This is a genomic window from Pantoea sp. B65 (assembly GCF_047308185.1).
Lineage (GTDB): Bacteria > Pseudomonadota > Gammaproteobacteria > Enterobacterales > Enterobacteriaceae > Erwinia.
This window is the reverse complement of the sequence record NZ_JAHXPU010000017.1, coordinates 135500-158718: the sequence shown is the minus strand read 5'-3', so window position 1 is coordinate 158718 and position 23219 is coordinate 135500. Positions and strand designations below refer to the sequence as shown.

Genomic DNA, 23219 nt, shown 5'->3' with positions numbered 1-23219 from the left:
GTGGCGATTAGCCGCCCCTGTAACCAGGAGTCCGTTATGAGTGAGCTTTCGTCTGCTCTACAACCAGTACTGTCGGTGAAGCAAATAACCAAACGCTTCCCCGGCATTGTGGCTAACGATCAGGTGGATTTTGCCCTGTGGCCTGGTGAGGTCCATGTCTTGCTGGGGGAAAATGGGGCGGGTAAATCCACGCTGGTTAGCATGCTGGCAGGCCTGTTGCAGCCTGATGAAGGCACTATTTCGCTGGATGGAGAACAACGGGCAATTAATTCGCCACAGCGCGCGCTGGATTTGGGCATTGGTACGGTCTTTCAGCACTCAATGATGGTGCCATCGCTCACGGTGGTCGATAATTTCGCGCTTGGCGCGCGCTGGTGGAAACGTCCGCCGCGCGCGCAATTAGCCACGGAAATTCAACGCATCAGCGCAGAGATTGGCGTTAACGTTAACCCATATGCCGAGGCCGGTTCATTGTCGCTTGGCGAGCAGCAACAGGCGGAAATTGTCCGCACTCTGCTACGCGGCAGCCGGGTGCTAATCCTCGATGAAGCCACGGCAATGCTGACGCCGCAAAACGCCAGCGAGCTGGGACAGCTGATGCGCCGACTGGTGGCGCAAGGCCTGGCGGTAGTGTTTATCACCCATAAACTGAATGAAGCGCTGGACTGGGGCGATCGCATCTCGGTACTGCGCCTTGGGCGTAAAGTCGGGGAAATCACCCCGGACATCCTGCGAACCCTCAGCCGCGAAGAAGCGACACGCCAGGTAGTGCAACTGATGTTTAACCTCGATCCCGCGCTGACCAGCGAGGTCGCCGGAGTGGTGCGCCATAGCAGCTGTCAGGAAGAGGCAAAACCGGTGCTGGAAATCCACGCGCTGGAAGTCAGCGATAACCTGGTGCCGGTCAGCCGGGTGGAACTGCGGATTCGTCCCGGTGAAATTATCGGCGTCGCGGGCATTGATGGCAACGGTCAGAAACAGCTGGCGGAAGCCATCGCCGGCCAGCGCCCGCTGAGCGGTGGCCGGATCTGGCTGGACGGCGCATCGATTGAGAGCTGCTCGATCGGCGAACGGCGGCGACGCGGTTTACGCTATGTCACCGATAACCGCCACGGCGAAGGCACAGTGAGCACCTTTCCGGTCGCGACCAATCTGCTGCTAAAGCAGATCGGCGACGCGCCATTCTGGCGTCACGGTATTGAACAGACGGCGGAAATTGCCCGCTGGAGCGCCGCACGTATCCGTGAATACGATATTCGCGTACCGCAAACGGATACCCCGATTGGCAAACTCTCCGGCGGCAATATTCAGAAAGCAGTGCTGGCGCGCGAGCTTGGCGACACGCCACGGGCGGTGATCTTCTCCAAGCCGACTTACGGGCTGGATCTACAGAATATCCGTTCCACGCGCCGCCGTATCCGCGAGTCGGCACAGGCAGGTAGCGCCGTAATGCTGATTTCTACCGATCTGGAAGAGATCCTTGAGCTGGCTGACCGCATCGCCGTGATGTCGCAAGGCCAGATTGTCGGCATAGTCGACAACGATCCTGCCGCCCGCACGCGGGTGGGTGAATTGATGAGTGGAGTGCATTAATGAGCAGTCAATCCGGACAAAGTGATATTTCAACCCCAGCGGTAACACTGCCGCCCTGGATCAGGCTGTGGCTCGCCCGGCTCGGCTTTTCGCTGCTGCCATTGCTGATCGCTCTGCTGATCACCGGCAGCCTGCTGTTAGTGATGGGGGTCAATCCGCTGGAGTATTACGGCTATATTGTGCGTAAAGGCCTGCTTACCCCTTCCGGGCTGGATGCCACCTTAACGCGAATGGGCCCGCTATTGTTGATTGCCGCCAGTCTGATCGTCGCTTTTCGCGCCGGACTGTGGAATCTCGGCGGCGACGGTCAGTTTCTGCTGGGCGCGGTGACGTCGTCGGCGGTAGCGCCGGCGCTGATCGCCTGGGGCGTACCGGTTTGGCTGACGCTGCTGCTGGCCATGCTGGCGGCGGCGCTGGCAGGCGGCATCTGGGCCTTGTTGCCCGGGCTACTGAAAGCCTGGCAAAATATCAATGAAATCATCACCACTATGATGATGTCGTTTTTAGGTATTTCGCTGGCGAATGTGCTGGTGAAACTGGTGTTTTTTGATCCCGCCACCACAGTGCCGCAAACCCGCACCCTGCCGTGGGAAGATCGCCTGCCGATGCTGTTTGGCAGCAATATCTCCAGCGGATTACTTCTTGGTCTGCTGGCGATTCTGGCGGTGCACTGGATGATGACGCGCACCGCCTTCGGCCTGCAACTGCGGGTGGTGGGCGCCAATCCGCAGGCGGCAGTTCATGCCGGTATCCCGGTCAGTCTGCTGACGCTGGCGGTATTTGCGCTCTCCGCGGCGCTCGCCGGACTGGCCGGCGCGGTGGACATTATCGGAGTGCAGGGCAATGTGCGCGCCGACTGGAACCCCGCCTATGGTCTGGTGGTGGTGCCGCTGGTGTTCCTGGCGCGGTTTAACGGCTTTGGCACTATTGCTTTTGTCTTTCTGTTTTCCATGCTGTCGATTGGCAGTGAAAGCGCGGCGCGACGCATGGATATTCCCAACCATTTCACGCTGGTCACGGTTGCGGTACTGATGCTGGTGCTGGGATTGACCGAATGCGTCGGGCAGCGTCAGCGCCTGAAAGCGAGGGGGTAGTATGGATCTGTTTACGGTTGGTTTTCTGACTTCACTCCTGCTGGGGGCTGTCACCGCTGGCGTGCCGTTGCTGCTGGCTGGCCTGGGTGAGCAGCTGTCGGAAAAAGCGGGCGTGCTGAATATTGGCCTTGAAGGCATGATGCTGAGCGGCGGCTATCTTGGTTTTTACGTTGCCTGGCAAAGTCAGTCGATGGGGCTGGGGCTGCTGGCGGGCGGCGTTGCCGGCGCGCTGACCGGCGGGCTGATGGCGCTGCTGTGCGTCTGGTGGCGACTGAATCAGATTGTGGTGGGTATTGCCATTACGCTGGGCGCCGAAGGCGCCACCGCCTTGCTGCACTATTTTCAGTTCAGCCGCACCTATCCGCGTCTGGGCAATGTCGAAAGCTGGGCGATACCGGGTCTGAGCAAGCTACCAGTGGTCGGCCCGGCGCTGTTTAACCAGCCGCTGATCGTCTATCTGGCGGTGTTAGCGGTGCCGATGTTTGCCATTATCTACCGCGCCACGCTGGCGGGTCTCTATCTGCAGGCGGCGGGCGATAAGCCTGCGGCGCTGGATGCGGCGGGGGTAAATGTACTGCGAACCCGCACGCTGGCGGTCGTCATCACCGGGCTGTTTGCCGGTTTGGGCGGTGCTTTTATGTCACAGATCGGCGCCGGGATTTTTGTGCCTTTTATGACCCAGGGGAATGGTTTTATTGGCATTGTGCTGGCGATGCTGGCGCGCGGCAGACCAATGTGGGTACTGGCTGGCGCCCTGTTGTTTGGCTGCTGTCTGTCGATGACCACCGCATTACAGGTGCTCGGCGTCGATGTGCCGACTGATGTGATTCAGATGCTGCCGTTTATTACCGTGATGCTGGTGCTGCTATTGTTCGGTCGCCGTGCCAGTTTACCGGCGGCGCTGGGCGCGCCCTATATTCGCGGCGCACGTTAAACCGGCGGGAGCCATAAATGGCTCCCCTACAATATTCCAGATATTCCCTGTAGGGGCGGCATTTATGCCGCCCGTGCCGACGATTTGCACCGACCGTGATGACCGCATTTATGCCGCCCGTGCAGATGATTTGCACCGATCGTGATGACGGCATTTATGCCGCCCGTGCCGATGATTTGCACCGACCGTGATGACGGTGTTTATGTTACGGGAGCCATAAATGGCTCCCCTACAATATTCCAGATATTCCCCGTATGGGCGGCATTTATGCCGCCCGTGCCGACGATTTGCACCGACCGTGATGACGGCATTTATGCCGCCCGTGCCGATGATTTTCACTGACCGTGATGACCGCATTTATATTACGGGAGCCATAAATGGCTCCCCTACAATATTCCAGATATTCCCCGTAGGGGCGGCATTTATGCCGTCCGTGCCGACGATTTTCACTGACCGTGATGACCGCATTTATGTTACGGGAGCCATAAATGGCTCCCCTACAATATTCCAGATATTCCCCGTAGGGGCGGCATCTATGCCGTCCGTGCCGACGATTTTCACCGATCGTGATAACGGTGTTTATATTACGGGAGCCATAAATGGCCCCCCCTACAATATTCCAGATATTTCCTGTAGGGGCGGCATTTATGCCGCCCGTGCCAATGATTTGCACCGACCGTGATGACGGCATTTATGCCGCCCGCGCCGATGATTTGCACATTTGCAGAGGGCGCTGGGATTAACCCATGATTGCCATCGCCGCCGCCACGCCGACGCCAATATCCAGCTGCGCCTCCCGCAACTGATTCAGCGCCCCGGCCAGTGCGGTAAGCGCAATAATGGCAAACATCGGCTGCGCGGTGGGGCCCATATGACCGACACGCAACACTTTGCCCAGCGTTTCACCGCGTCCCGCGGAGAACATCACGCCATAAGCTTCACGCGCACGCAGCCGCCATTGCTGTTCATTAACCCCTTCCGGCACCCGCACCGCGGTTGCCGTCGGTGAAGCGAAGCGCTCATCCGCCGCCCACAGGCTAAGCCCCATCGCCTGTATCCCGGCACGAAACGCCTGCGCGGTTAATGCATGACGCGCCCAGACCTGTTCCGCGCCCTCCTGCAAATAACCATCCAGCGCCGCTTCCAGCGCATTGATCTCCGCCACCGAAGGCGTATAGGGGAATGGCTGCTCTGCCGACCAGGCATGACGCCAGTCAAGCAGACTCAGCACTGAGGCGCGCGGTGCGGCAGCATTGGCTTCAATCTTCCGCCAGGCCGCATCCGATACCGCCACCAGGCTTAATCCCGGCGGACATCCCATGCATTTATTTGGTCCGGTAATAAACAGATCCGCCTGACAGCTGGCCGCCGTCACTGGCACCCCGGCGAATGAGGAAACCGCATCCACCAGCAGCAATTTACCGTGTTTTTTGACTACCCGCCCAATCTCATCCAGCGGGTTAAGGGTGCCGGACGGCGTATCGTGATGGCAGACCGCCACAATGGTGACCTGCGGATGAGCGCTCAGCCAGTGATCAACCGCGGCGGGATCAATCACCTGATTGAAGTCAACACGCAGCTCTTCAACCTGGGATGAGTAGCGCCGTGCCCAGTCAGAGAAACCGGCGCCATATACGCCAGAGACCAGGTTCAGTACCACATCATCAGAGCTAATCAGCGAGGCCGCCGCCGCTTCCAGCGCCAGCACCGGCTCGCCCTGCAAAATCAGCGGTGGTGTGGCGGTTTGCAGCGCCTGCGCCGCTTTCAGGCTCACCCGTTCAAAACAGGCCTGAAAAGCCGGATCGTAGTCGTACCAGATCGGCATCGACAGCGCGCGGGAAACCGCCGGGTAGATATCGACCGGACCGGTGGTCAGAGTAAATAACGGTTGTGCATAGGCGGAACGCATTATGACCTCACAGGATAATTGCCAGACAGAGGTTCACAGTATGTCCCGCAACCTTAAAAATCAACCAATTCACAAATGGTTTTATTAGCACCATTTTTTCGGTTATGATAAATAAAAAATGCGCTCAACCATTATTCAGGCGCAAAACGAACATGTTATCAATATGTTTTAAAACACATTTATTAGTTAACCATTTTAACTGGTTGCATGACATGAATAATCGACATCACCCCTACCCTGACGCCCCCGGGTACTGAAAACTGACAGGATCGCCTCATGACAACCATTAAATCCGCGACATCAGAGCGCTCGCCGGTCAAGGAGAAACAGCAGGAGAAGCTGGAACACCTTGTCAGTGAGATCAAAAAGCTGATGCAGGCGAAAGGGATGTTACCGGCGGAGCGCGTGCTGGCTGAGAAGCTCAATATCAAACGCCATCTGCTGCGTTTAGCCCTGCAACTGATGCGCGATCGTGGGGAAATTCCGGCCGCGCGCCCCGGTCGCCGTACCAGTGTGCCGAAAGTCAAAAGCCGGGTGGTTAAACACCCGATAACCACCGCGGCGCCACAGGATGCGGTCAGCAACTTTATCGGCAGTGACCTGGTGCGCTCCACCAATCCGCTGGAAGTGATGGAAATGCGCATGATGCTGGAACCGGCGCTGGCCAGGCTGGCGGCACTGCGCGCCTCTCCTGAGGAGATTGCGGCGATTAAAGCCGCCGCCAGCACCCCTGACGATCTCACCCCCAGTGAAGCCGATCAGCGTTTCCACCGGGCAATCGCTATTGGTTCGCGCAACAGCCTGGTCAGTGAACTGTTTGTGTTATTAAACCAGGTCGCCAATGACAGCCGCCTGCGTTTCGCACAAAGCGATGAAGAAACCACTTATGATCGCATCGAACAGCGCGACCGCGAGCACCATCTGATTGCCGATGCGATTGCCAGCCGCGATTCTGACGGCGCCGAACGCGCAATGTGGCAGCACCTTGCCGTGGTGCAACAAAAAATTATTAGTCGCTTAGGTTTTGCACCTTCAAAGAAGGACTACGCCTGAGATCACGAGCAACGGGGGAAAGCTATGCGTCATTTTGATGTACTGGTCATTGGTGGTGGTTCAGCAGGTTCAGTACTGGCGTCGCGTTTTTCAGAAAACGCAGATTGCCAGGTCGCGTTACTTGAGGCCGGGGAATGGCCGAATGATCCGGATATTGCCCGGCCCGATATGTGGCCACTGATTCAGGGCCGATCTTATGACTGGCAATACGCTACCTTACCGCAAGCCGGTACCGCTAATCGCGTCCACCCATGGCCACGCGGCCGCATTGTCGGCGGTTCCAGTTGCTTACATGCCATGGCGCATGTGCGTGGCCATCAGGATGACTTTGCCCCCTGGGCACAGGCCACCGGCGATCAGAACTGGTCATGGCAGGGCCTGCTGCCGTGGTTTATCAAAAGTGAACGCTTTTCACAGGGCGCCAGTGCGGTTCATGGTGCCGATGGTCCGTTAGATGTCTGGCTTCCTGACGAAGAAGTGCATCCGCTGGTAAAAAGCTATATGCAGGCCGGGCTGAATCAGGGGGTGCCATGGCTGGGCGATCATAATACCGGGCAGCTGTGCGGCGTGGCGCCAAACTCCCTGACCATCCGCCAGGGCGAGCGGGTTTCCGCTGCCGATGCCTGGCTGAAACCGGCGCTGAAACGCAGTAACCTGACGCTGCTGTTGCAGACGCAGGTGGAAAAGTTGCTGATTAAACAGCATAAAATTGCCGGTGTTGCCTGCCTTATCGCCGGTGAAGCACAGACGATTACCGCCGATACGGTGATCCTCGCCGCTGGCGCGCTCTCCTCCCCGGCACTGCTGATGCGTTCCGGCATTGGCTGCGCCAGCGAACTGGCAGCGCTGGGCATCAGCTGCCAGCTACCGCTGGATCGGGTGGGTAAAAACCTGCATGACCATTTGCTGGCGGCGGGCAATGTGTGGCTGGCGCGTCAGCCGATTGCGAAAACCCGGCTGCAACACTCCGAATCTTTGATGTATCTGGATTCGGCGGATATTACCCGGCGTGATGCGCAGCCCGATATTGTTTTAGGCTGCGTCTGCGCCCCGTCCGTAGCGGAAAGTTTCCCGCAGCCGGTGGCTGGCACCACCTATACCCTGCTGTGTGGCGTCACCCGCCCGACCAGCCGGGGGCAGATTACCCTCAGCGGCGCCGGCAGCCACGACAAGTTACTGATCGATCCGGCCTATTTGCAGACTGAGCACGATCGCCAGACTTTTGTTAAGGCGCTGAAAATTGCCCGCAAGATTGGTAATGATGCGGCACTCAGCCCGTGGCGGGAAAAGGAGTGGTTACCCGGTGAAACGGTGCAGGATGATGCCGCGCTCAGCGATTTTATCGCCCGGGCGGTGATCACCCACCATCATCCGGTCGGCACCTGTCAGATGGGGAAAACCGCGCAGGATTCGGTGGTTGATGGCCGGCTACGCATTCATGGTCTGGAAAATGGTTATGTGGTGGATGCTTCAGTGATCCCCACCATTACCAGTGGACCCGTGCATGCCGCCATACTGGCGATTGCCGAATCTTTTGCCGGACGTTTTCGCTAATCACTGTCGCCCCTCTGTATACTGCGGGAGGGGCTCGGTTTCTGCATAATAAACTTGTCATGCCACATCTGACGCCCTCTGAAGATAACCCTGATAGCGGATCTCCACACACCACCGCGAATAGATCACGCAGCGCCAGTGGCGAAAAAAGCAGTTAACACACTGAAAAAAAACACTTTATACTGTCTGGCGCGGCAATTGCATCGATAGAGGCATTTCAACACAAAAGTGGAAGTGTCTATGCCCTGGTATTATAAAAACCCGATTCTCCATGCCGATTATGCCGACCCGGATCTTATCAGAAGCGGCGCTGATTTCTGGATGGTGTCATCCAGTTTCAATCATCTGCCCGGCATCCCCCTGCTTCACTCCAGAGACCTGGTGCACTGGACACTGGTTAATCATGTCGTACCGCGTCTGCCATCAGAAAATTATGATCGCGTCCAGCCCGGTAAAGGCATCTGGGCGCCCAGCCTGCGCTACCATGCAGGTCGCTACTGGGTGTTTTTTAGCATTCCGGACGAGGGTATTTACGTTTGCCATACGGCCAATCCGCTGGGGAGCTGGAGCGAACCGCACTGTCTGAAACAGGTTGCGGGATGGATCGATCCCTGCCCGTTCTGGGATGATGATGGCCGCGCATGGCTGATTCATGCCTTTGCCTGGAGCCGCAGCGGCATCAAAAATAAACTGCAACTGATCGAAATGGCTCCCGACGCATCACGCTTGCTTGATCAGGGCAAAATTATCTTCGACGGCACACCATCGCATCCGACGCTTGAAGGGCCAAAACTGTATAAACGCCATAATGAATACTGGATCTTTGCCCCCGCTGGCGGTGTTAAACGCGGCTGGCAAACCGTGCTGCGTTCACGCCATTTGCATGGCCCGTGGCTGAGCCGGGATGTGCTGCACCAGGGCGAAAGTCCGGTAAACGGCCCTCATCAGGGCGGCTGGGTTGAACTGGAGAATGGTGAAAGCTGGTTTCTTCACTTTCAGGATAAAGGCCTGTATGGCCGTATCCTCCATTTGCAACCGATGCACTGGCAGCAGGATGGCTGGCCGTTAATTGGCGAACCGCTCGATGAAACCGGTAAAGGACAACCGGTGCTTAACCATCGGGCGCCGGATTTACCCTGCTACCCGCAAGAGATGCAGACCAGTGATGCATTTTTATCGGGTCAGCCCGGCAAACAGTGGCAATGGCAGGCTAATCCGCGCAGCGACTGGCTGCTGCCCGGCAGCCCTGGCCTGCGGCTGCGTTGTGCGCCATTAGCTGACAAAGAGGGTACGCTGGCGTTGTACGCCACTCCCCAGTTGTTGCTGCAAAAATTTCCTGCCGTCCGCTTTAGCGTGACTACCGTTATCACTCCTGATTTTCAACAATCCGGTGATGAAGCCGGGCTGGTGATCTACGGCGAACGCTATGCCGCACTGATTCTCTGCCAGCAGCAAGGGCGTCTGCTGGTCGGCTTACGTCATGGCTGGATAAACGATCGTGGGGGCTTAACTGAGCAGTTACTGCTGATTGACGATGTTTCCGGTTGCGCAGTCGCTGAGCTGGCCTGCGACATTGGCTATGACGGGATTGGTCATTTTCGCTATCGCCGGGCAAGCCATGGCGACTGGCAGCCGGTTACCCCGCCATTTTCTGCTGGCGCCGGGAAATGGGTCGGGGCAAAAACCGGAATTTATGCGGCGTCAGGCCATAACCATTCTGCCGGGCATGCCCGCTTTACTCATTTTATCGTTAGCAGTAAATAACCCGGCGAATAAATAAGGGCAGGAAAACCTGCCCTCTGGCTGGCGCTTAAAAAATATAATAACGGATACCTAAACGGAATCGGACCTGGTTGTCATGGTTTTTATCCTGATCTAACCATGCGACTTCCGCATACGGCATCCAGTGCTGATTAACCCGATAACGAGCGACAATACTTGGCTCCCAATGGGTTTTCTGCCCGTTTGAGGCATAAAAATCCCCGCTATTAATAAAAAACTCCGGATTAAGCTGTAACCATAATTTATCGGTTGCCTGATAATTAAAGAACACGTCAATCTGATGGCTGTCGTTGTAATCCATATTACTATTATAATCGAGTTCTTTATGGGTCATATGGTTATAGCGGTAACGCGTGGCAATACTGAAAGCCTTACTGAACTTATATTCAATCCCGGCATAGGGCGCCAGTTTGGTGCCGCCACTGTCGATATCGGTCAGGCCGCCAGGTGAAAACGTCCAGTTATCGCTTAACGGAATCGGATACCAGCCCTCAAACTCCTGAAAAGTACTTCTGAACTGCTGGAAGTCCTGACCGGGGTCATACATTGCTGAAGCCAGTATCCCCGCACCATTATCAAAAATATGCCCGGCACCGATTTTGTATTGGTTTTTCTCTGCGGCAGTGGTATGCGCATAGCGGTTATCAATCCATGTCGCAGACGCCAGCGCATTCAGGGAACAGCAAACCAGTGGCAGAGCCATGGCCAGGTAAAGTGTTTTTTTCATTTTAGTTCCTGCTATTATTTTTTGTTGAGTAATTCTCAGTGCAAGCGCGTCCCCACAGAATAATTCCGTGTCGCACAGGGTTTATATTTCACCGCAAAAATGAAACACAACCTCTCTTACGCACTTATATTGATGAATAATAACCTTGGTGACAGAAAACTGTTATTGCCACGCATTATATTAAGCAAAGGCTATGCCATAAAAATAAAACCACTTAATTACAGTAAGTTAAGAAAATACCGGCCAATACCTTAGACACTTTATAATTAATCGTTCCTGTTTCAGCTTCTGTTTAAACCATAACACTGTGTCTTCTGCTACTAAATTTGAAGGCGCTCACAAAAAAGCATTACTGTTTAATTACAAAGTATTCTAAAACTTTGGCCGCGCCATCCTGCTGATTACTGTCAGTAGTCCAGTCAGCAATCAATTTGATTTCTGCCGCCGCATTGCCCATTGCCACTGCCAGTCCGGCAAATAACAGCATCTCTTTATCGTTTAGTTCATCGCCAACCGCAATAATATCGTCAGGTACGATATTCAGATATGCGGCCAGTTTCTTACAGGCCGCGCCTTTATGGACCCCCTGCTTCATTACCTCGTAATAATTGGGTTCACTACGCACAAAATGATAGCGATGATATATGCTGTCCGGGACCAGGCTGGCGAGCAGATTAATGTTTTCTTCCGACTCAATAAACATCATTTTGGGCGAGGTGCGCGGCTGGTTTTGCCAGCCATCAACGAGTTTAACCACCGGCAGATGGCTATACTGATAGCCTCCGCAACGGCGCGTGACAGGAAAGGCGGTCATCAACTGATTATTTTCGAGGAAATACGCGGCATAGCCCAATTGCTGTCCCAGTGCGCTGAGTGCCAGCACATCGGCATGTTCCAGCAGCTCGCTGCCAATACAGCATCCCTGTGATTCGCTCCAGATCAGCGCACCGTTACAGGCGATGGCGAACCCCTGTTTCTCGGGCAGCGGCAATTGTCGCATCAGCTCCAGCACACTACTCAGTGAACGCCCGGAAGCCAGCGCAATCTGTACCCCCTGCGATAACGCACGCTTTACCGCGGATTTAAACCGTGGGGTCAGTTGCTTTTCGGGAGTTAAAGCGCTGCCATCGAGATCAAAAACCACCAGCTTATAGCTGGTCGTGGCGACCATCATCCGGCCACTATCTGATGACATAATTCCTCGCCCTGTAGCCAGCGACGAAATTCCTGCAACACAGAATCAGCCAGACGCTGAGTTTCATCATTTAACGCCCCGGCAATATGGCTGCTTAACTGAATATTGGGTAATTTATAAAGCAGTGAACCTGCCTCCGGTGGCTCAGGTTTAGTGACATCTAATAGCGCCGTCAGGTCCGGGCGCTGGCTAAACACGTCAATTAAATCCGCCTCGTTAACCTGTAATCCACGCCCGCTATTAATAAATACCGCCCCGGGGCGCATGCGGCGAAAGAGTCCCCTATCTAATACCCCAATATTGTCTTGCCGGTTCGGCAGATGATTGCTGATCACAAACGCCGTTTCAAATGCCTCTTCCAGAGACATAACCCGATGTTCTGCGCGCGAAGGTACCGTCAGCACCGTCAGCGAAAATGGCTTTAGCAACTGCGTCAGCGTTTGTGAAATGGCGCCAGCACCTAACAACGCCACGCTTTCTCCATAAGCGCCAGCAGCCGGATGCTGACGACTCAGCGCGGCGAACATCGCCGGAGTGCGATACTCACGGGTATTACGAAAGTAGCCTTTACAGGCTAATAAAATTTGCGCCAGACAAAATTCGGCAACCGGGATCGCATTCGCCCGCCAGGCACTGACCACGGTAATGCCGCGCGCCAGAAATGGCGCGGCAAAATAATCAGTACTGCCCGCGGCGTAAAATACCGCTTTTAGTTTTGGTAAACGCTCCAGTTGCGGCGGGCTGAGCGTAAACATGCCCCAGCTGGAAAATATCACTTCTACCTGCGACAACGCCGGTAATTCCGTCTCCAGCAGCGCCGGAGTCACAATATGCGGATAAAGCTGGCACATTGCATTGAGCTGTTGCCAGCGGCCACGGGAAAATACCTGCCGGAATTTTTCCGGCTGACTGGAAAAACATGCTGCATAACAAGTCATCTCACACCTGCCCTATTTGGGCGGCAATCGATGCCGCCCATACTGATGGTTGTCACACTGACCGGTTAGCGTCAGACAATGCCAATAGCAGCGGCGGCAAACCCAAGAATAATCAGAAAAATAAGGACCCGGTTCGGACTGACCTTTTTGTTCAGCATCCGCAGGCACCCCAGCACCAACAGCAATGGGATCAGCCCGACGCAAATTTTGTCGAGGATCTCCTGTAACACAAATGGCTGGCCGGCGATCATGGTTTTATAGCTGGTGGGAAACTTCACCATTGTGGCGCTCATCGCCCCCACCATCATCAGCCCCATAATTGAGGAGGCTTTGGTTATACAGCTTAATAGTCCCGACTGAGTCGCCTCGGCAATATATTTAGACCCCAGCCGGTAGCCCATTACTCCGCCGTAGTAACGGATCAGATAGCTGGGAATGTTATAAATCAGCAGAAACAGTAACGGCCCCAACAGATTTCCCTGTGATGCCAGACCAATGGCTATCCCGGTTGCGATAATGCGCAATACGCCATAGAAAAAAGAGTCCCCGACACCGGCAAATGGCCCCATCAACGCCACTTTAATGCCGTTAATCCCTGCAGTATCAAACGCCCGATTACTGGCATTCTCTTTTTCCATCGATAATGTCAGCCCGAGAATAAACGGCGCCAGATGTTGGTTAGTATTAAAAAACTGGCTGTTGCGCTTTAACGCCTCCAGGTAACGATGCGGATCCGGGTAGATCTTTTTCAGCATCGGCGCCAGCGCCCAGCCGTAGCTCAGCCCTTCCATACGGGTAAAGTTCATTGAACCCAGTAGCGGAAACTGGCGAAAGAACAGCTGACGCAACATTTTTTTCTCTTCTTTGTCGCTACTGACGGCAGCGTCTGTTATCCGGATATCAGTCATTGAAGAACCCATCCTTATCATCTACAGAAATAGCGCTGGCGTTGGTGCTATTCGCCTGCTGTTTATTTAATTTGAGCTGATTGAATTCGTTAAAGCACAAGTAAACCGCCACCGATCCGGCAATAATCGCGATACCCATAATCGGCAAACTCAAATAGGCGGCGAGGGCAAAACCAATAAAGAAGAAGGCGGCAATATTGCGATTCCACAACGCCTGAAGCAGGATGGCAAAACCGAGCGCGGGCAGGATGCCGCCAACGGCAGTCATACCGTGCATCACGGTGCTGGGGATGTTATCCACCAGGCTACGAATCACGTCGGTGCCAAATAGCACGCCGAAGAAAGCGATCACCGCAAAGGGAATACCATAGAACAGGGTCATCCCCAACGTCAGACCAAGCGCAGCCCGGTCGCGCCCCTGATCCAGCAGCGCGTCATATTTTTCCACCAGTGCGGTATACACCAGTTTCAGTACCTGATAGACAAATACCGCCAGCAGGCTAATTGGCAGCGCCAGCGCCACCGCTACTGCAGGTTCGGCATGCGTCAGAATAGTAAATGCGGTAGCCAGTACCGATCCGACCGCCAGGTCAGCGGGGACCGAACCGCCGATAGTGATAGTGCCAAGGAAAATCAGTTCAAGACTGGCGCCAATAATAATCCCCTGCTGCAGATCACCCAGCACAAAGCCCACCATAGCGCCACACACCAGCGGCCGCTCAATCAACGGCTGGCCAAGGGTATGGTCACAAAATTTGGCGACAAACATCACCAGTGCCACAAGCAATGCTGAAATTAACATGATGACCTCGCTTATCTGGCGTTATCTAACATTTCGATCAGATTTTTCACCGGGTGGGAAGGCAGGACCTGGTACTCGACCTTCACGCCCTGGCCGGCAATGGCAAGAAAATCCGCCACATCTGCCGGCGTGACATATACCGTGTCGGAGATTTTGCTTTTTGCCGCCAGATTGTCGGTGATGCGCCCAAAGTTAGCGACATTAAGGGTTTTTATTGCCGTAACCTGTTCAATTAGCCGACGGGCATCCGCCACATTATTAACAATCACCAGGATCTTCATCTTTTCAGAACGCGGATCGCAAAGCGTATCTGCCGCCTCTTTTACCGCCATAATTGCGCACTTCGCCGTATCGGGGGCGGCCATACGCAGTGACATTTTTTGTACTTCATTATTCACGATCTGATCGTTGGCGACTAAAATTCGGTTCACACCAAGATGCTTGGTCCAGACCACAGCAACCTGCCCATGAATTAAACGATCATCAATACGAACTAAGGAAATCATCAGCCTTTCTCCTGTTATTAGAATTTACCAGTAGGGTGTCCAGATACGGGATAAGCGCACCAGCGCCTCGAAATAGAAATAATCGCCCCACAGATTGGGCTGGTTAATGCCCATATTGCGGCCATAGTTGTAAACACCTTCCCGCAGCAGACCGTCCTCTTCACGCACGAAATAGTGTTGATGCAGGTTACGCATCATCATACTGATAGCGTGCTGATAGGCCGGACGCAGCGTATCGCTAAGCGGCAGCTGCCTGAGTAATTCGCTCAGGCCGCAAACCGCAATTGCCGCTGCCGAGGTATCACGCAGCGCATGGTCCTGCGGCGTGAAAATTAAATCCCAATAGCAGATATAATCTTCCGGCAGACGGTTGAGGAAGTAGTGACTCAGTTTGCGCGCCAGTTCTGGCAGACGGGTATCGCCGGTATAGTTAAAACCCAGCGCAAAACCATATATTCCCCACGCCTGGCCGCGTGACCAGCAGGAGTCATCACTGAATCCCTGGTGGGTATCCCCACGCAGCGGCTGGCCGCTATGGATATCCATATAGAAGGTGTGAAAGGTGGAGGCGTCGCTACGCACCAGATAACGCGCCGCCTGCTGCAGATGACGGGTTGCCGCCTGCCGCCACTGCAGGTTTCCGGTTTCATTTGCCGCCCAGAACAGCAACGGAAGATTCAGATTACAGTCGATAATCATCCGCCCCTGTCGCGCCGGGTCGGTTAAATCCCCCCACGCCTGAATCACCCCGGCGGTATGGTCAAAGCGGCGATACAGCAGTCCGGCGGCGCGCAGCGCCAGTTCGCGTGCCGGTTGATTAGCGGTCAGTTTCCACGCATTGACGCAGGAGAGCAGATAGAGAAACCCCAGATCGTGAGTATCAACCTTAATCTGCTGGTCCAGTCGTTGGGCGAAACTATCAAGCAACGTCTCCGCCGCCTGGCGATATTTTTCCGCGCCCGTCACCTCCCAGGCCAGCCATAACAGGCCGGTCCAGAAGCCTTCGGTCCAGTCGACCTTTGCCACTGGCAGGTAGCGGCCATGCTCAGCGCTGGCGGCCGGGAAAGTGTGACTAAAACGAGGCAGCATGGCATCAATACGGGCGAGAACATCGCCAATCGCATCCTGTAACCATTGCCGGGTCAGCGCCGGATATGACGCCTGATAGCGCGGATGAAGAGGTTCAAGTATTACGCTCATTGCAAGTCCTCTACAGCGAAAAAATCATCGGCGTCGTTATCGCTGCTGCGGCTAAGATTCTGGCGTGCAGTCATCACTTCCGCGCGCAAATTCATGTACTGCATAGCGTCGATTGCCATCTGCATGGCGTCTTTTACCCGTGTCGGCGTATCGCGATGCTCCGACAGACAAAACTCCATCAGCATGATTAAATTCGCCCCGCTGATCACGTGCATATGGGCATAACTGACCATCACCTGAACGGCAGTGTTATTGACGCTGCCTCCCGCCATATCCGTGAACAGCACCAGCTCATTGCCGCGTCGGGCGGCTTCCAGCGCCATCAGGTCAAAGCGCTGCGCCAGTTCGCTGGTTGAACCAATATCTCCACAGTAAGCGCAGATGGCAGTGATGCCGTGATCGCTGCCGATCAGTAAATCAAGCCCCGAAACGATTCCTTCAGCATACTTGCCATGGCTGGCGATATAGACCTCTCGCATTACGCGTTCCTTAAATGGTTTCTGACAACTCAGGCTAACCAGAGCAAAAGCCATGCCATAAAAAATAACCATTTAAAAACATCAGGTTGAATATTAAAATCAACGCTACTGTTTGTGTCTAAAGCCAGGCGGGGAGAGAGCGTCTAACGCTGTACCCGGCGGAAAATACCGTCGGGCAAGGGGAAGTTATTCCACTGACTGCGGGGTGATCCAGGGTTCCATGATTTCATAAATCATCAGCACTTCGGTAAGCGGCAGAGAAATATGGTATTTACGATTTAGCGCATCAAAGAACGTGTCATGAACCGCGATAAACGCCTGTTGTTCCGCACCCGGCTCGGCGTCGTCACGATTATGCATGCCGGCGTTCACCATAACCCGCTCAATCATCAGCGCCAGATGCATAAATAAATTAATCCGCAGATAGCTTTCAAAGTGAATTTTATAGAATGCTTCATACTCTTTGATCACTGACTCCACCTCATCAATAATCACCACCGGATTAAGGAAATTAAGCCGGCTCGCCACCCCCTCCACGGTAAACAGTTTAACCACCTCTTCCACCATCGGCTCCAGTCCATCGGCAGACAGCAGGTCGGTGAAATAGTCGCGGCGCAACACCGCCGTTTTCTCTTTAATCAACTGTTCGACACTTAACAAAGGAATATAGCCGGCATCAAGATCGGTGGTAGTGATAATCAGTCTGGTGCCATTCAGTGACGGATCGGCACGGGCGATTTTCCACTTCACATCATCATATTCCATGGTGACGATCTCAATCTCCTCGCGCAGCAGATAGCGCTGAACAATATCTTTCAGTTTGCGCGAAATACCTTCGCCAGAAATACACGAAATGATGATCTTATTACCCGGCAAGATTCCGGCGTAATAACGGGTCTCCACTTCCCAGGCGCCCTTCACACTGTCGATAATCTCTTCCATCGAGAGGCGTTGCTGCATACGGGAGGCAATGTCTAACGCCATGGCGGTACTGACATTATTAATCACCAGCAACTCGCCATGCAGATGGAGTTTAATCTCCTCGTAAATCTCTTTCAGTGACCCCATATCAACCAGAATAATTAATCCGCCTCCCTGCTTAATGGCATCAAGATGATTGATCAACATATCAATAATCTCACGGGTGGAAGTGGCATTTGGCATATCGAAGGCTTTAAAAAAATACCCCCCGGTTAGCTGGTTCGCGACCCCGGCAATGCTGGATGCGGTAGCGCGGCCATGCGACACAATCACGCCCTGAATAATGTCATCATCGCCGGCAAGTTTCTGAAAGGCGCTGCTCAGCAACGGTATTAGCAGCGGTAGTGAAGTATTTACCACATGCTGACGCAACAGGCTGATGCAGGCATCAGCCACCAGCCTCGCTTTGCAGGAGACGTAATCGGTAATGGTCTGCAACTCATTAACTTGTAACTCATTATGCTGATGATGCAGCGCATAATGAACGCATAACCAGATAGCTTTACGCTGATCCAGGCTGAATGTCAGCCCGGTTAAATTTTCCAGTTCATTGACGGCATGCATGGTGTTCTGCCAGATATAACCGCTGTAAAGCTGGTCATGAGTGACGACACCACCGATGGTGGTTAACAGTTGCTCCAGCTTACGAATAAACAACAGTGTATTACCGCTGTGACAGAACTCTTTAAAAATCACTTCATCGCGCATCGCTTTCGGCAGAAAGGCGTCGACATCCAGCTGACGGGGCGTTTCGCGCGGGGAAATAACCAGAATTTCACCACTGGCTGGCCGCATTTGCGGTATCGCCAGTGTGATCGATTTAAGATTATCGCTTTCACTCCAGGCACTGGCGCAGATGACTTTAATCTGGTTTTTTAACTCGCCAATGTTGCCCCGCACTGGCGACATCACCAGCTGATGCATCAGGGAGGTATCCAGACAGATATCGCGTGCAAGGCTTTGCGCTTCCTGACGCAGAAAAAACTCCACCTGCGCCACGCGTTCCGTCAGTGGCCGGGAGATAAAATTGGGCAGGTTAACGCGCACCGGAATGCGACGACGGAAGGTATTCAGCAGGGCAGTATCAATGTTTTCGGTGGTGGCAAAGATAAAGCGAATTTTTGCCGGATGCTGGCTACGATTATCGCCAAGCCGGTAGAAATAGCCTTTATCCATAAATAAGAAGAGTTTTTCCTGATTTTCGGCGGACAGGCGGTGCACTTCATCGAGAAACAGAAAACCGCCATCGGCATCATCAAAGGCCCCCCGCTTCTCCTTGTCCGCGCCGGTAAAGGCACCGCGCACATAGCCAAACAGCGTACTGGACAGCAACTCAGGATTATTGGCATAGTCAGCGCAGTTAAGCTCAATTAACGGTTTATCGGCGGCGATAAACCCACGCTCCAGCGCATAGTCGTAAATCAGCGTGGCCAGATGACTCTTCCCCACCCCGCTTTCACCCGCCAGCAGCACCGGCAACCCTTCGTCAGGGTAATCCACCGCCGAGCGGCAAAGCGCAACGCTGCGCGCCAGGCTGCCGTCGGCGCCAATCAGGCGGCTGAAGCTGTCTGGCGCTTTGCTGACAACCGGCTTATTACTCAGGAGAGGCGGCGTATGATTGACAAAAAAACGCACCGGCCGCGTATTTTCTTTCACCAGCTTCTGATCATCGCAAAGCCGGTTAAGATAATGACTGATCACACTGCGATTAACCGGAATGAAATCAGCACAATCCTGTGCGGTAAAGCCAGCGGGGTTGCTGGCGTAGTGCGTCTGAATTTTCTGGAACAGCTTATCTTTTGCTGACAGGGTCATGGGGGCAATTCCTGAAAGTACCGCCGCGTGGCAGGCACGCTTCGACACTAAACACTGTTATTTCAGTTGAACACTACTTACTTTCCTCTTTATCAAATAAAAATGAAACAGTGTTTTAATCAGGATATGAGTGCTGTCACATTACTCTCTCCGCCAGGCGCTTTATGGCAATCTCCGGCACCGTGTGACGCCGGATAACCCGCTGACAGAGGATCGGGATAGCCGCCTGGCGCAGGTATGGAATTTTGCAAAACGGCGATGGTGAGATTAGAGTGATGCCGGTGCCGTGGCTACGCCATATGCCTGAATCGAATATTACTGCAGAAGGATGATTAAGACCGTTATGGAAATCTTTGCCGTTATTCTCACTTTCTTACTTGGTGTCGTGGCAATCGTTGGCAATACATGGGACAGCAGCAAAAGCGGCGCTGACAAACTTACCACCTCGGGGCGATGGACCGCGGTTCTGCTGTTGGTTTCCGTGCTGGTCTCCGGCTATTCCGCCTGGGATAAATATGATAAAGATCAGCAGGCAGAACAGCAAAAGCAGCAGCTGGGGAAAATTATCAGCACTGAAATTACCAGCAGCCTGAATGAGATTGCCGAACCGTTCCGCGAACTGTATATCGATAATTCCACCGGCGATCTCACTACTGATAAGAAGAAGATCTCCTTTGATATGCTGCTGAATGAGGCGATGCTGGAGAAGGCGCAAACCACCTGTCTGGCGCGGCGTCCTAAAAACGTTATCTCATTCCCCGATCGCGGCAACTGGCATGAGATTTTCCGCCAGGATATTTCCGCCGGAAATGCGCGACTGAGTAAAATCGTTGATCGCTATGGCGTATCGATGAGTAGTGGGATGCTGGATGCCATTAACGATCTGCAGGTCAACGGCAGTTTCAGCGGCTATGCCAACAGCTCTGCGCTGGATATTCCCGCCCGCCAGGCCGCTCAGGCTGATGATAAAGATATTGAACTCCAGTGCGCCATTGGCCAGCCGATAGGCGCCTATAAGCAATATCTGACGATGCTGAAAAAAATTGCATCGCTGAACCAGCCCGATAAGCTGCTTAAATAGCTGACCAGGCTGCACGACTGCTGAACGGGCGATTAAACGATGGTCACCACCCGCCCTTCAGCAGCGCTGATGCGCGCGGCATCCAGCACTTTGATGGTCTGAATCGCTTCTTCTGCGGTCACCGGCGGCTTGCCGCCTTCGAGCACCGCGCGGGCAAACTGCTGATAATAAGCCTGATACGCCCCCTGCTCGGATGGGATCACCTGGTTGCCGGAGGCGGTGTGCAGCGTCCCCCAGCGTTCGGGCTGTTCTATCCCCCAACCGGCAGGATCGTCCACCGGCCGCAGGCCGGCAAATATCGCCTGCGCCTGCACATCGCTACCCGATGCGCAGTAGCTGCCCGCAGCGCCGTAGCAGCGCAACTCGCGCACCGCCAGATGATTAAGCTTGCTGGCGGATAAGTGCGAATGTACCCCGGAGTGATGCACCAGCGTCAGAACAAAACTGGCATCGGTCTGCTCTCCCTGCACCGTAATAAAGTCTAATTGCGCATGCACACTGCTCACCGCACCATGCAGCCAGATCGCCTGATCAACCAGATGGCTGCCCAGATCGCGCAGCAAACCACCCTGCGGACCGGTTTCCAGCGTGTGAGGATCATCCAGATCCATGCGCGAGTGGAAACGCCACAGCTGGCCCAGCGAACCTTGCTGCAATACTTTGCGTAACGTCAGGATATCGGCGTCAAAACGACGATTGTGGAACACCCCCAGCACCACCCCTTTGGCTTTCGCCGCGTCAACCAGATCCTGTGCCGCGCGGGCACTGGGGGCAAATGGCTTATCGGCAATCACCGCCACCCCGGCGGCAATCGCTTCCAGCACCAGTTCACGACGCGTATCCGGCGGCGTGGTAATGGTGACCGCATCCACACCGGCCGCCAGCATAGCGGTGAGGCTGGGATAGATGTTAATATCCGGCAGGTCAGCTTTCACCCGTGCAATGGTTTCCGCCGCGCGCGCCACCACGCCAACCAGTTCAACTCCCTGCGCCGCAGCAATAAAAGGCGCATGAAAGTAACGTCCGCCATTACCGTAGCCTACTAAGCCTAACCTCATACCTGTTTCCCCTTTTTTCAACCGGTTGTCGCTAATGATCGGGTTTTATCGTCCGGCGACTATCACGCCACAATGAAAATAAAATTCCAAACACTATCAATATGAAAACCATAATCCATTAAGCAGCGGATAATTTGATAGCGGGGAAATGCCGTTTAGTGATAACCATCACAGAAACAGCGCAGGTTAAGTTACTTTAGCGGCGGCGACGGATTATCGTCGCGACGTTCATCCGGATCCGCCATCTCCTGCTCCGCGCTATTGACCATGGCCGACTGAATCTCCTCCTCATCGATGGTCGGATTCAGGGCTGCCGCCAGCGGGGAACTGGTCAGGGTATCGGGCAGCGGCACATGGGGAAACTGCACCTCGTCGGCGGCGGTTACCGCCGAGACTTTCTGCCAGCTAAGGGCGGCGATCGCCACGCCGCACAGGCAGAAAAAGGCGTAGAGCATATTGCCGCCAAGGGGTTGCATAATGGCGCCGGTGAGCAAAGGGCCAATACAGGCACCGATACCAAATGCCATTAGCAAACAGGCGGTAAGAGAGACACGTCGCTCAGGCGCCACCTGATCATTGGCGATGGCGACCGCCAATGGATAGAGGGCAAACTGCATCATACTGACGGCGAACGCCATAGCGACCACCAGCTTAAAGTTAAACACCAGCGGTAACGCCAGCGGAATAGAAACCAGCGCAAAAACCAGCGCGCAGATAAATAGCAGACGATTACGATCGAAACGGTCGGAAAGCCAGCTTAGCGGGAATTGAGTCACCAGACCGGCAAAGATAGTGATCCCCATAAACACCCCGGTCAGATGGGTGCCGAATCCCAGCTGGCTGATATAGACCGGGGCCATCGCGTAAAATGCCCCAACCGCCATGCCGATAACCAGTGTCATAATCAGCAGTCGCGGGATGGTTTTAAAAAAGTAGCCGGGCTCCATCGGCGCTGGCGACATCGGCTGCGCATTGGTGCGGGTGGTCAGCGCAATCGGCACCAGACAGAGCGCAAAACAGAGCGCGACAATAATTAAACTGGTGCTGCCGAAATCACTCTGCATCACCAGAACAAACTGACCGGCCGACAGTCCCAGATAAGTCGCCACCATATACAGGCCGAAGATCACGCCGCGCTGCCCGGCTTCCGCCTGATCGTTAAGCCAGCTTTCCAGCACCATATACTGGCACATCATGCATAACCCGATAATCAGACGCAGAAAAATCCATAGCGGTAGAAAATCGGTCAGGCCATGTCCCAGTACCGAAGCGGTAATAATCCCGGCACAGGAGACATAGGCGCGGATATGGCCAACGCGCGCAATCAGGTTGTGCCCGACCTTGCCGCCAATCACCAGCCCGACATAGTTAGCGGCAGTGATGCCGCCGATCAACGCCCCGCTCACCTGTTCATGAGCGAGACGCAGGGAGACATAGGTGGTTAGCAGGCCAGAGCCCAGCAACATCAACAGGGTGGTGGTGTAGAGCGGCAGATATGCCCGGAGAACCTTTTTCATTACGACTCCCTGTAGTTTTAATCCGCTGATTTTTACGGCCAGTCTGGAATCGTAGTCTTTTTTTGCCCTCACCGGCAAATAACCGCAGGGAGT

Annotated in this window: 20 protein-coding genes; 8 read left to right on the top strand and 12 right to left on the bottom strand. The window is 54.4% G+C overall.

Annotated features, from left to right (window positions below; genetic code table 11):
• Positions 1-36 precede the first annotated feature (36 nt).
• From JWF83_RS07625 to JWF83_RS07610, 4 genes are all read left to right on the top strand, one after another.
• On the top strand, positions 37-1593 hold the full coding sequence (locus JWF83_RS07625) for a putative B6 ABC transporter ATP-binding protein (protein ID WP_413649589.1): 1557 nt from the start codon (positions 37-39) through the stop codon (positions 1591-1593).
• On the top strand, positions 1593-2687 hold the full coding sequence (locus tag JWF83_RS07620; RefSeq protein ID WP_413649588.1) for a putative B6 ABC transporter permease subunit 2: 1095 nt from the start codon (positions 1593-1595) through the stop codon (positions 2685-2687). Before JWF83_RS07625 ends, JWF83_RS07620 begins: the two co-directional genes overlap by 1 nt.
• A gap of 1 nt (position 2688) precedes the next feature.
• The gene (locus JWF83_RS07615; RefSeq protein ID WP_413649587.1) at positions 2689-3621 is read left to right on the top strand and encodes a putative B6 ABC transporter permease subunit 1; all 933 of its coding nucleotides are present in this window, start codon (positions 2689-2691) and stop codon (positions 3619-3621) included.
• A 220-nt stretch (positions 3622-3841) separates the two neighbouring features.
• A complete protein-coding gene (locus tag JWF83_RS07610) occupies positions 3842-4303 on the top strand; it encodes a hypothetical protein (protein ID WP_413649586.1) in 462 nt (153 codons plus the stop codon).
• Between the two features lie 57 nt (positions 4304-4360).
• Here the strand turns inward: JWF83_RS07610 and ppaT are convergent, their stop codons facing one another.
• Positions 4361-5530, bottom strand: a complete 1170-nt coding sequence (gene ppaT / locus JWF83_RS07605; protein WP_413649585.1) for a pyridoxamine--pyruvate transaminase — start codon at positions 5528-5530, stop codon at positions 4361-4363.
• A gap of 276 nt (positions 5531-5806) precedes the next feature.
• On the opposite strand from ppaT, the gene JWF83_RS07600 reads away from it, so the two are divergent.
• The 3 genes from JWF83_RS07600 to JWF83_RS07590 all read left to right on the top strand — a co-directional run bounded on the left by JWF83_RS07600 (position 5807) and on the right by JWF83_RS07590 (position 9901).
• Entirely contained in the window at positions 5807-6583 is a 777-nt protein-coding gene (locus JWF83_RS07600) for a FadR/GntR family transcriptional regulator (protein ID WP_413649584.1), read from the top strand.
• Between the two features lie 24 nt (positions 6584-6607).
• Entirely contained in the window at positions 6608-8137 is a 1530-nt protein-coding gene (locus tag JWF83_RS07595) for a GMC family oxidoreductase (protein ID WP_413649583.1), read from the top strand.
• Between the two features lie 240 nt (positions 8138-8377).
• The gene (locus tag JWF83_RS07590; RefSeq protein WP_413649582.1) at positions 8378-9901 is read left to right on the top strand and encodes a family 43 glycosylhydrolase; all 1524 of its coding nucleotides are present in this window, start codon (positions 8378-8380) and stop codon (positions 9899-9901) included.
• Positions 9902-9947: 46 nt separating this feature from the next.
• Here JWF83_RS07590 and JWF83_RS07585 read toward each other — a convergent pair whose 3' ends face one another.
• From JWF83_RS07585 to JWF83_RS07545, 9 genes are all read right to left on the bottom strand, one after another.
• Positions 9948-10646, bottom strand: coding sequence for an oligogalacturonate-specific porin KdgM family protein (locus JWF83_RS07585; RefSeq protein WP_413649581.1), 699 nt, complete (start codon positions 10644-10646; stop codon positions 9948-9950).
• Between the two features lie 349 nt (positions 10647-10995).
• Positions 10996-11841 (bottom strand): Cof-type HAD-IIB family hydrolase, encoded by an 846-nt coding sequence (locus JWF83_RS07580; protein ID WP_413649580.1) that lies wholly within the window; start codon positions 11839-11841, stop codon positions 10996-10998.
• Complete coding sequence (locus JWF83_RS07575) at positions 11817-12779, bottom strand: hydroxyacid dehydrogenase (protein ID WP_413649579.1); 963 nt, start codon at positions 12777-12779, stop codon at positions 11817-11819. The genes JWF83_RS07580 and JWF83_RS07575 overlap by 25 nt, the downstream gene beginning before the upstream one ends.
• Before the next feature lie 71 nt (positions 12780-12850).
• The gene (locus JWF83_RS07570; protein WP_413649578.1) at positions 12851-13687 is read right to left on the bottom strand and encodes a PTS system mannose/fructose/sorbose family transporter subunit IID; all 837 of its coding nucleotides are present in this window, start codon (positions 13685-13687) and stop codon (positions 12851-12853) included.
• A complete protein-coding gene (locus JWF83_RS07565; protein ID WP_413649577.1) occupies positions 13680-14489 on the bottom strand; it encodes a PTS mannose/fructose/sorbose/N-acetylgalactosamine transporter subunit IIC in 810 nt (269 codons plus the stop codon). Before JWF83_RS07565 ends, JWF83_RS07570 begins: the two co-directional genes overlap by 8 nt.
• Positions 14490-14500: 11 nt before the next feature.
• Positions 14501-14995 carry a PTS system mannose/fructose/N-acetylgalactosamine-transporter subunit IIB gene (locus JWF83_RS07560; RefSeq protein WP_413649576.1) on the bottom strand — a complete coding sequence of 165 codons (495 nt, stop codon included), beginning with the start codon at positions 14993-14995 and terminating at the stop codon, positions 14501-14503.
• 24 nt (positions 14996-15019) lie between these two features.
• Positions 15020-16195, bottom strand: coding sequence for a glycoside hydrolase family 88 protein (locus JWF83_RS07555; RefSeq protein ID WP_413649575.1), 1176 nt, complete (start codon positions 16193-16195; stop codon positions 15020-15022).
• Positions 16192-16674: a PTS sugar transporter subunit IIA gene (locus JWF83_RS07550; RefSeq protein WP_413649574.1), complete on the bottom strand. Its 483-nt coding sequence runs from the start codon at positions 16672-16674 to the stop codon at positions 16192-16194. The genes JWF83_RS07555 and JWF83_RS07550 overlap by 4 nt, the downstream gene beginning before the upstream one ends.
• A 186-nt stretch (positions 16675-16860) precedes the next feature.
• Positions 16861-19470 carry a sigma 54-interacting transcriptional regulator gene (locus JWF83_RS07545; RefSeq protein WP_413649573.1) on the bottom strand — a complete coding sequence of 870 codons (2610 nt, stop codon included), beginning with the start codon at positions 19468-19470 and terminating at the stop codon, positions 16861-16863.
• Between the two features lie 343 nt (positions 19471-19813).
• On the opposite strand from JWF83_RS07545, the gene JWF83_RS07540 reads away from it, so the two are divergent.
• Positions 19814-20551: a hypothetical protein gene (locus JWF83_RS07540; protein WP_413649572.1), complete on the top strand. Its 738-nt coding sequence runs from the start codon at positions 19814-19816 to the stop codon at positions 20549-20551.
• Between the two features lie 32 nt (positions 20552-20583).
• Here the strand turns inward: JWF83_RS07540 and JWF83_RS07535 are convergent, their stop codons facing one another.
• Positions 20584-21609 carry a Gfo/Idh/MocA family oxidoreductase gene (locus JWF83_RS07535; RefSeq protein WP_413649571.1) on the bottom strand — a complete coding sequence of 342 codons (1026 nt, stop codon included), beginning with the start codon at positions 21607-21609 and terminating at the stop codon, positions 20584-20586.
• 191 nt (positions 21610-21800) lie between these two features.
• The gene (locus tag JWF83_RS07530; protein ID WP_413649570.1) at positions 21801-23126 is read right to left on the bottom strand and encodes an MFS transporter; all 1326 of its coding nucleotides are present in this window, start codon (positions 23124-23126) and stop codon (positions 21801-21803) included.
• Positions 23127-23219 lie beyond the last annotated feature (93 nt).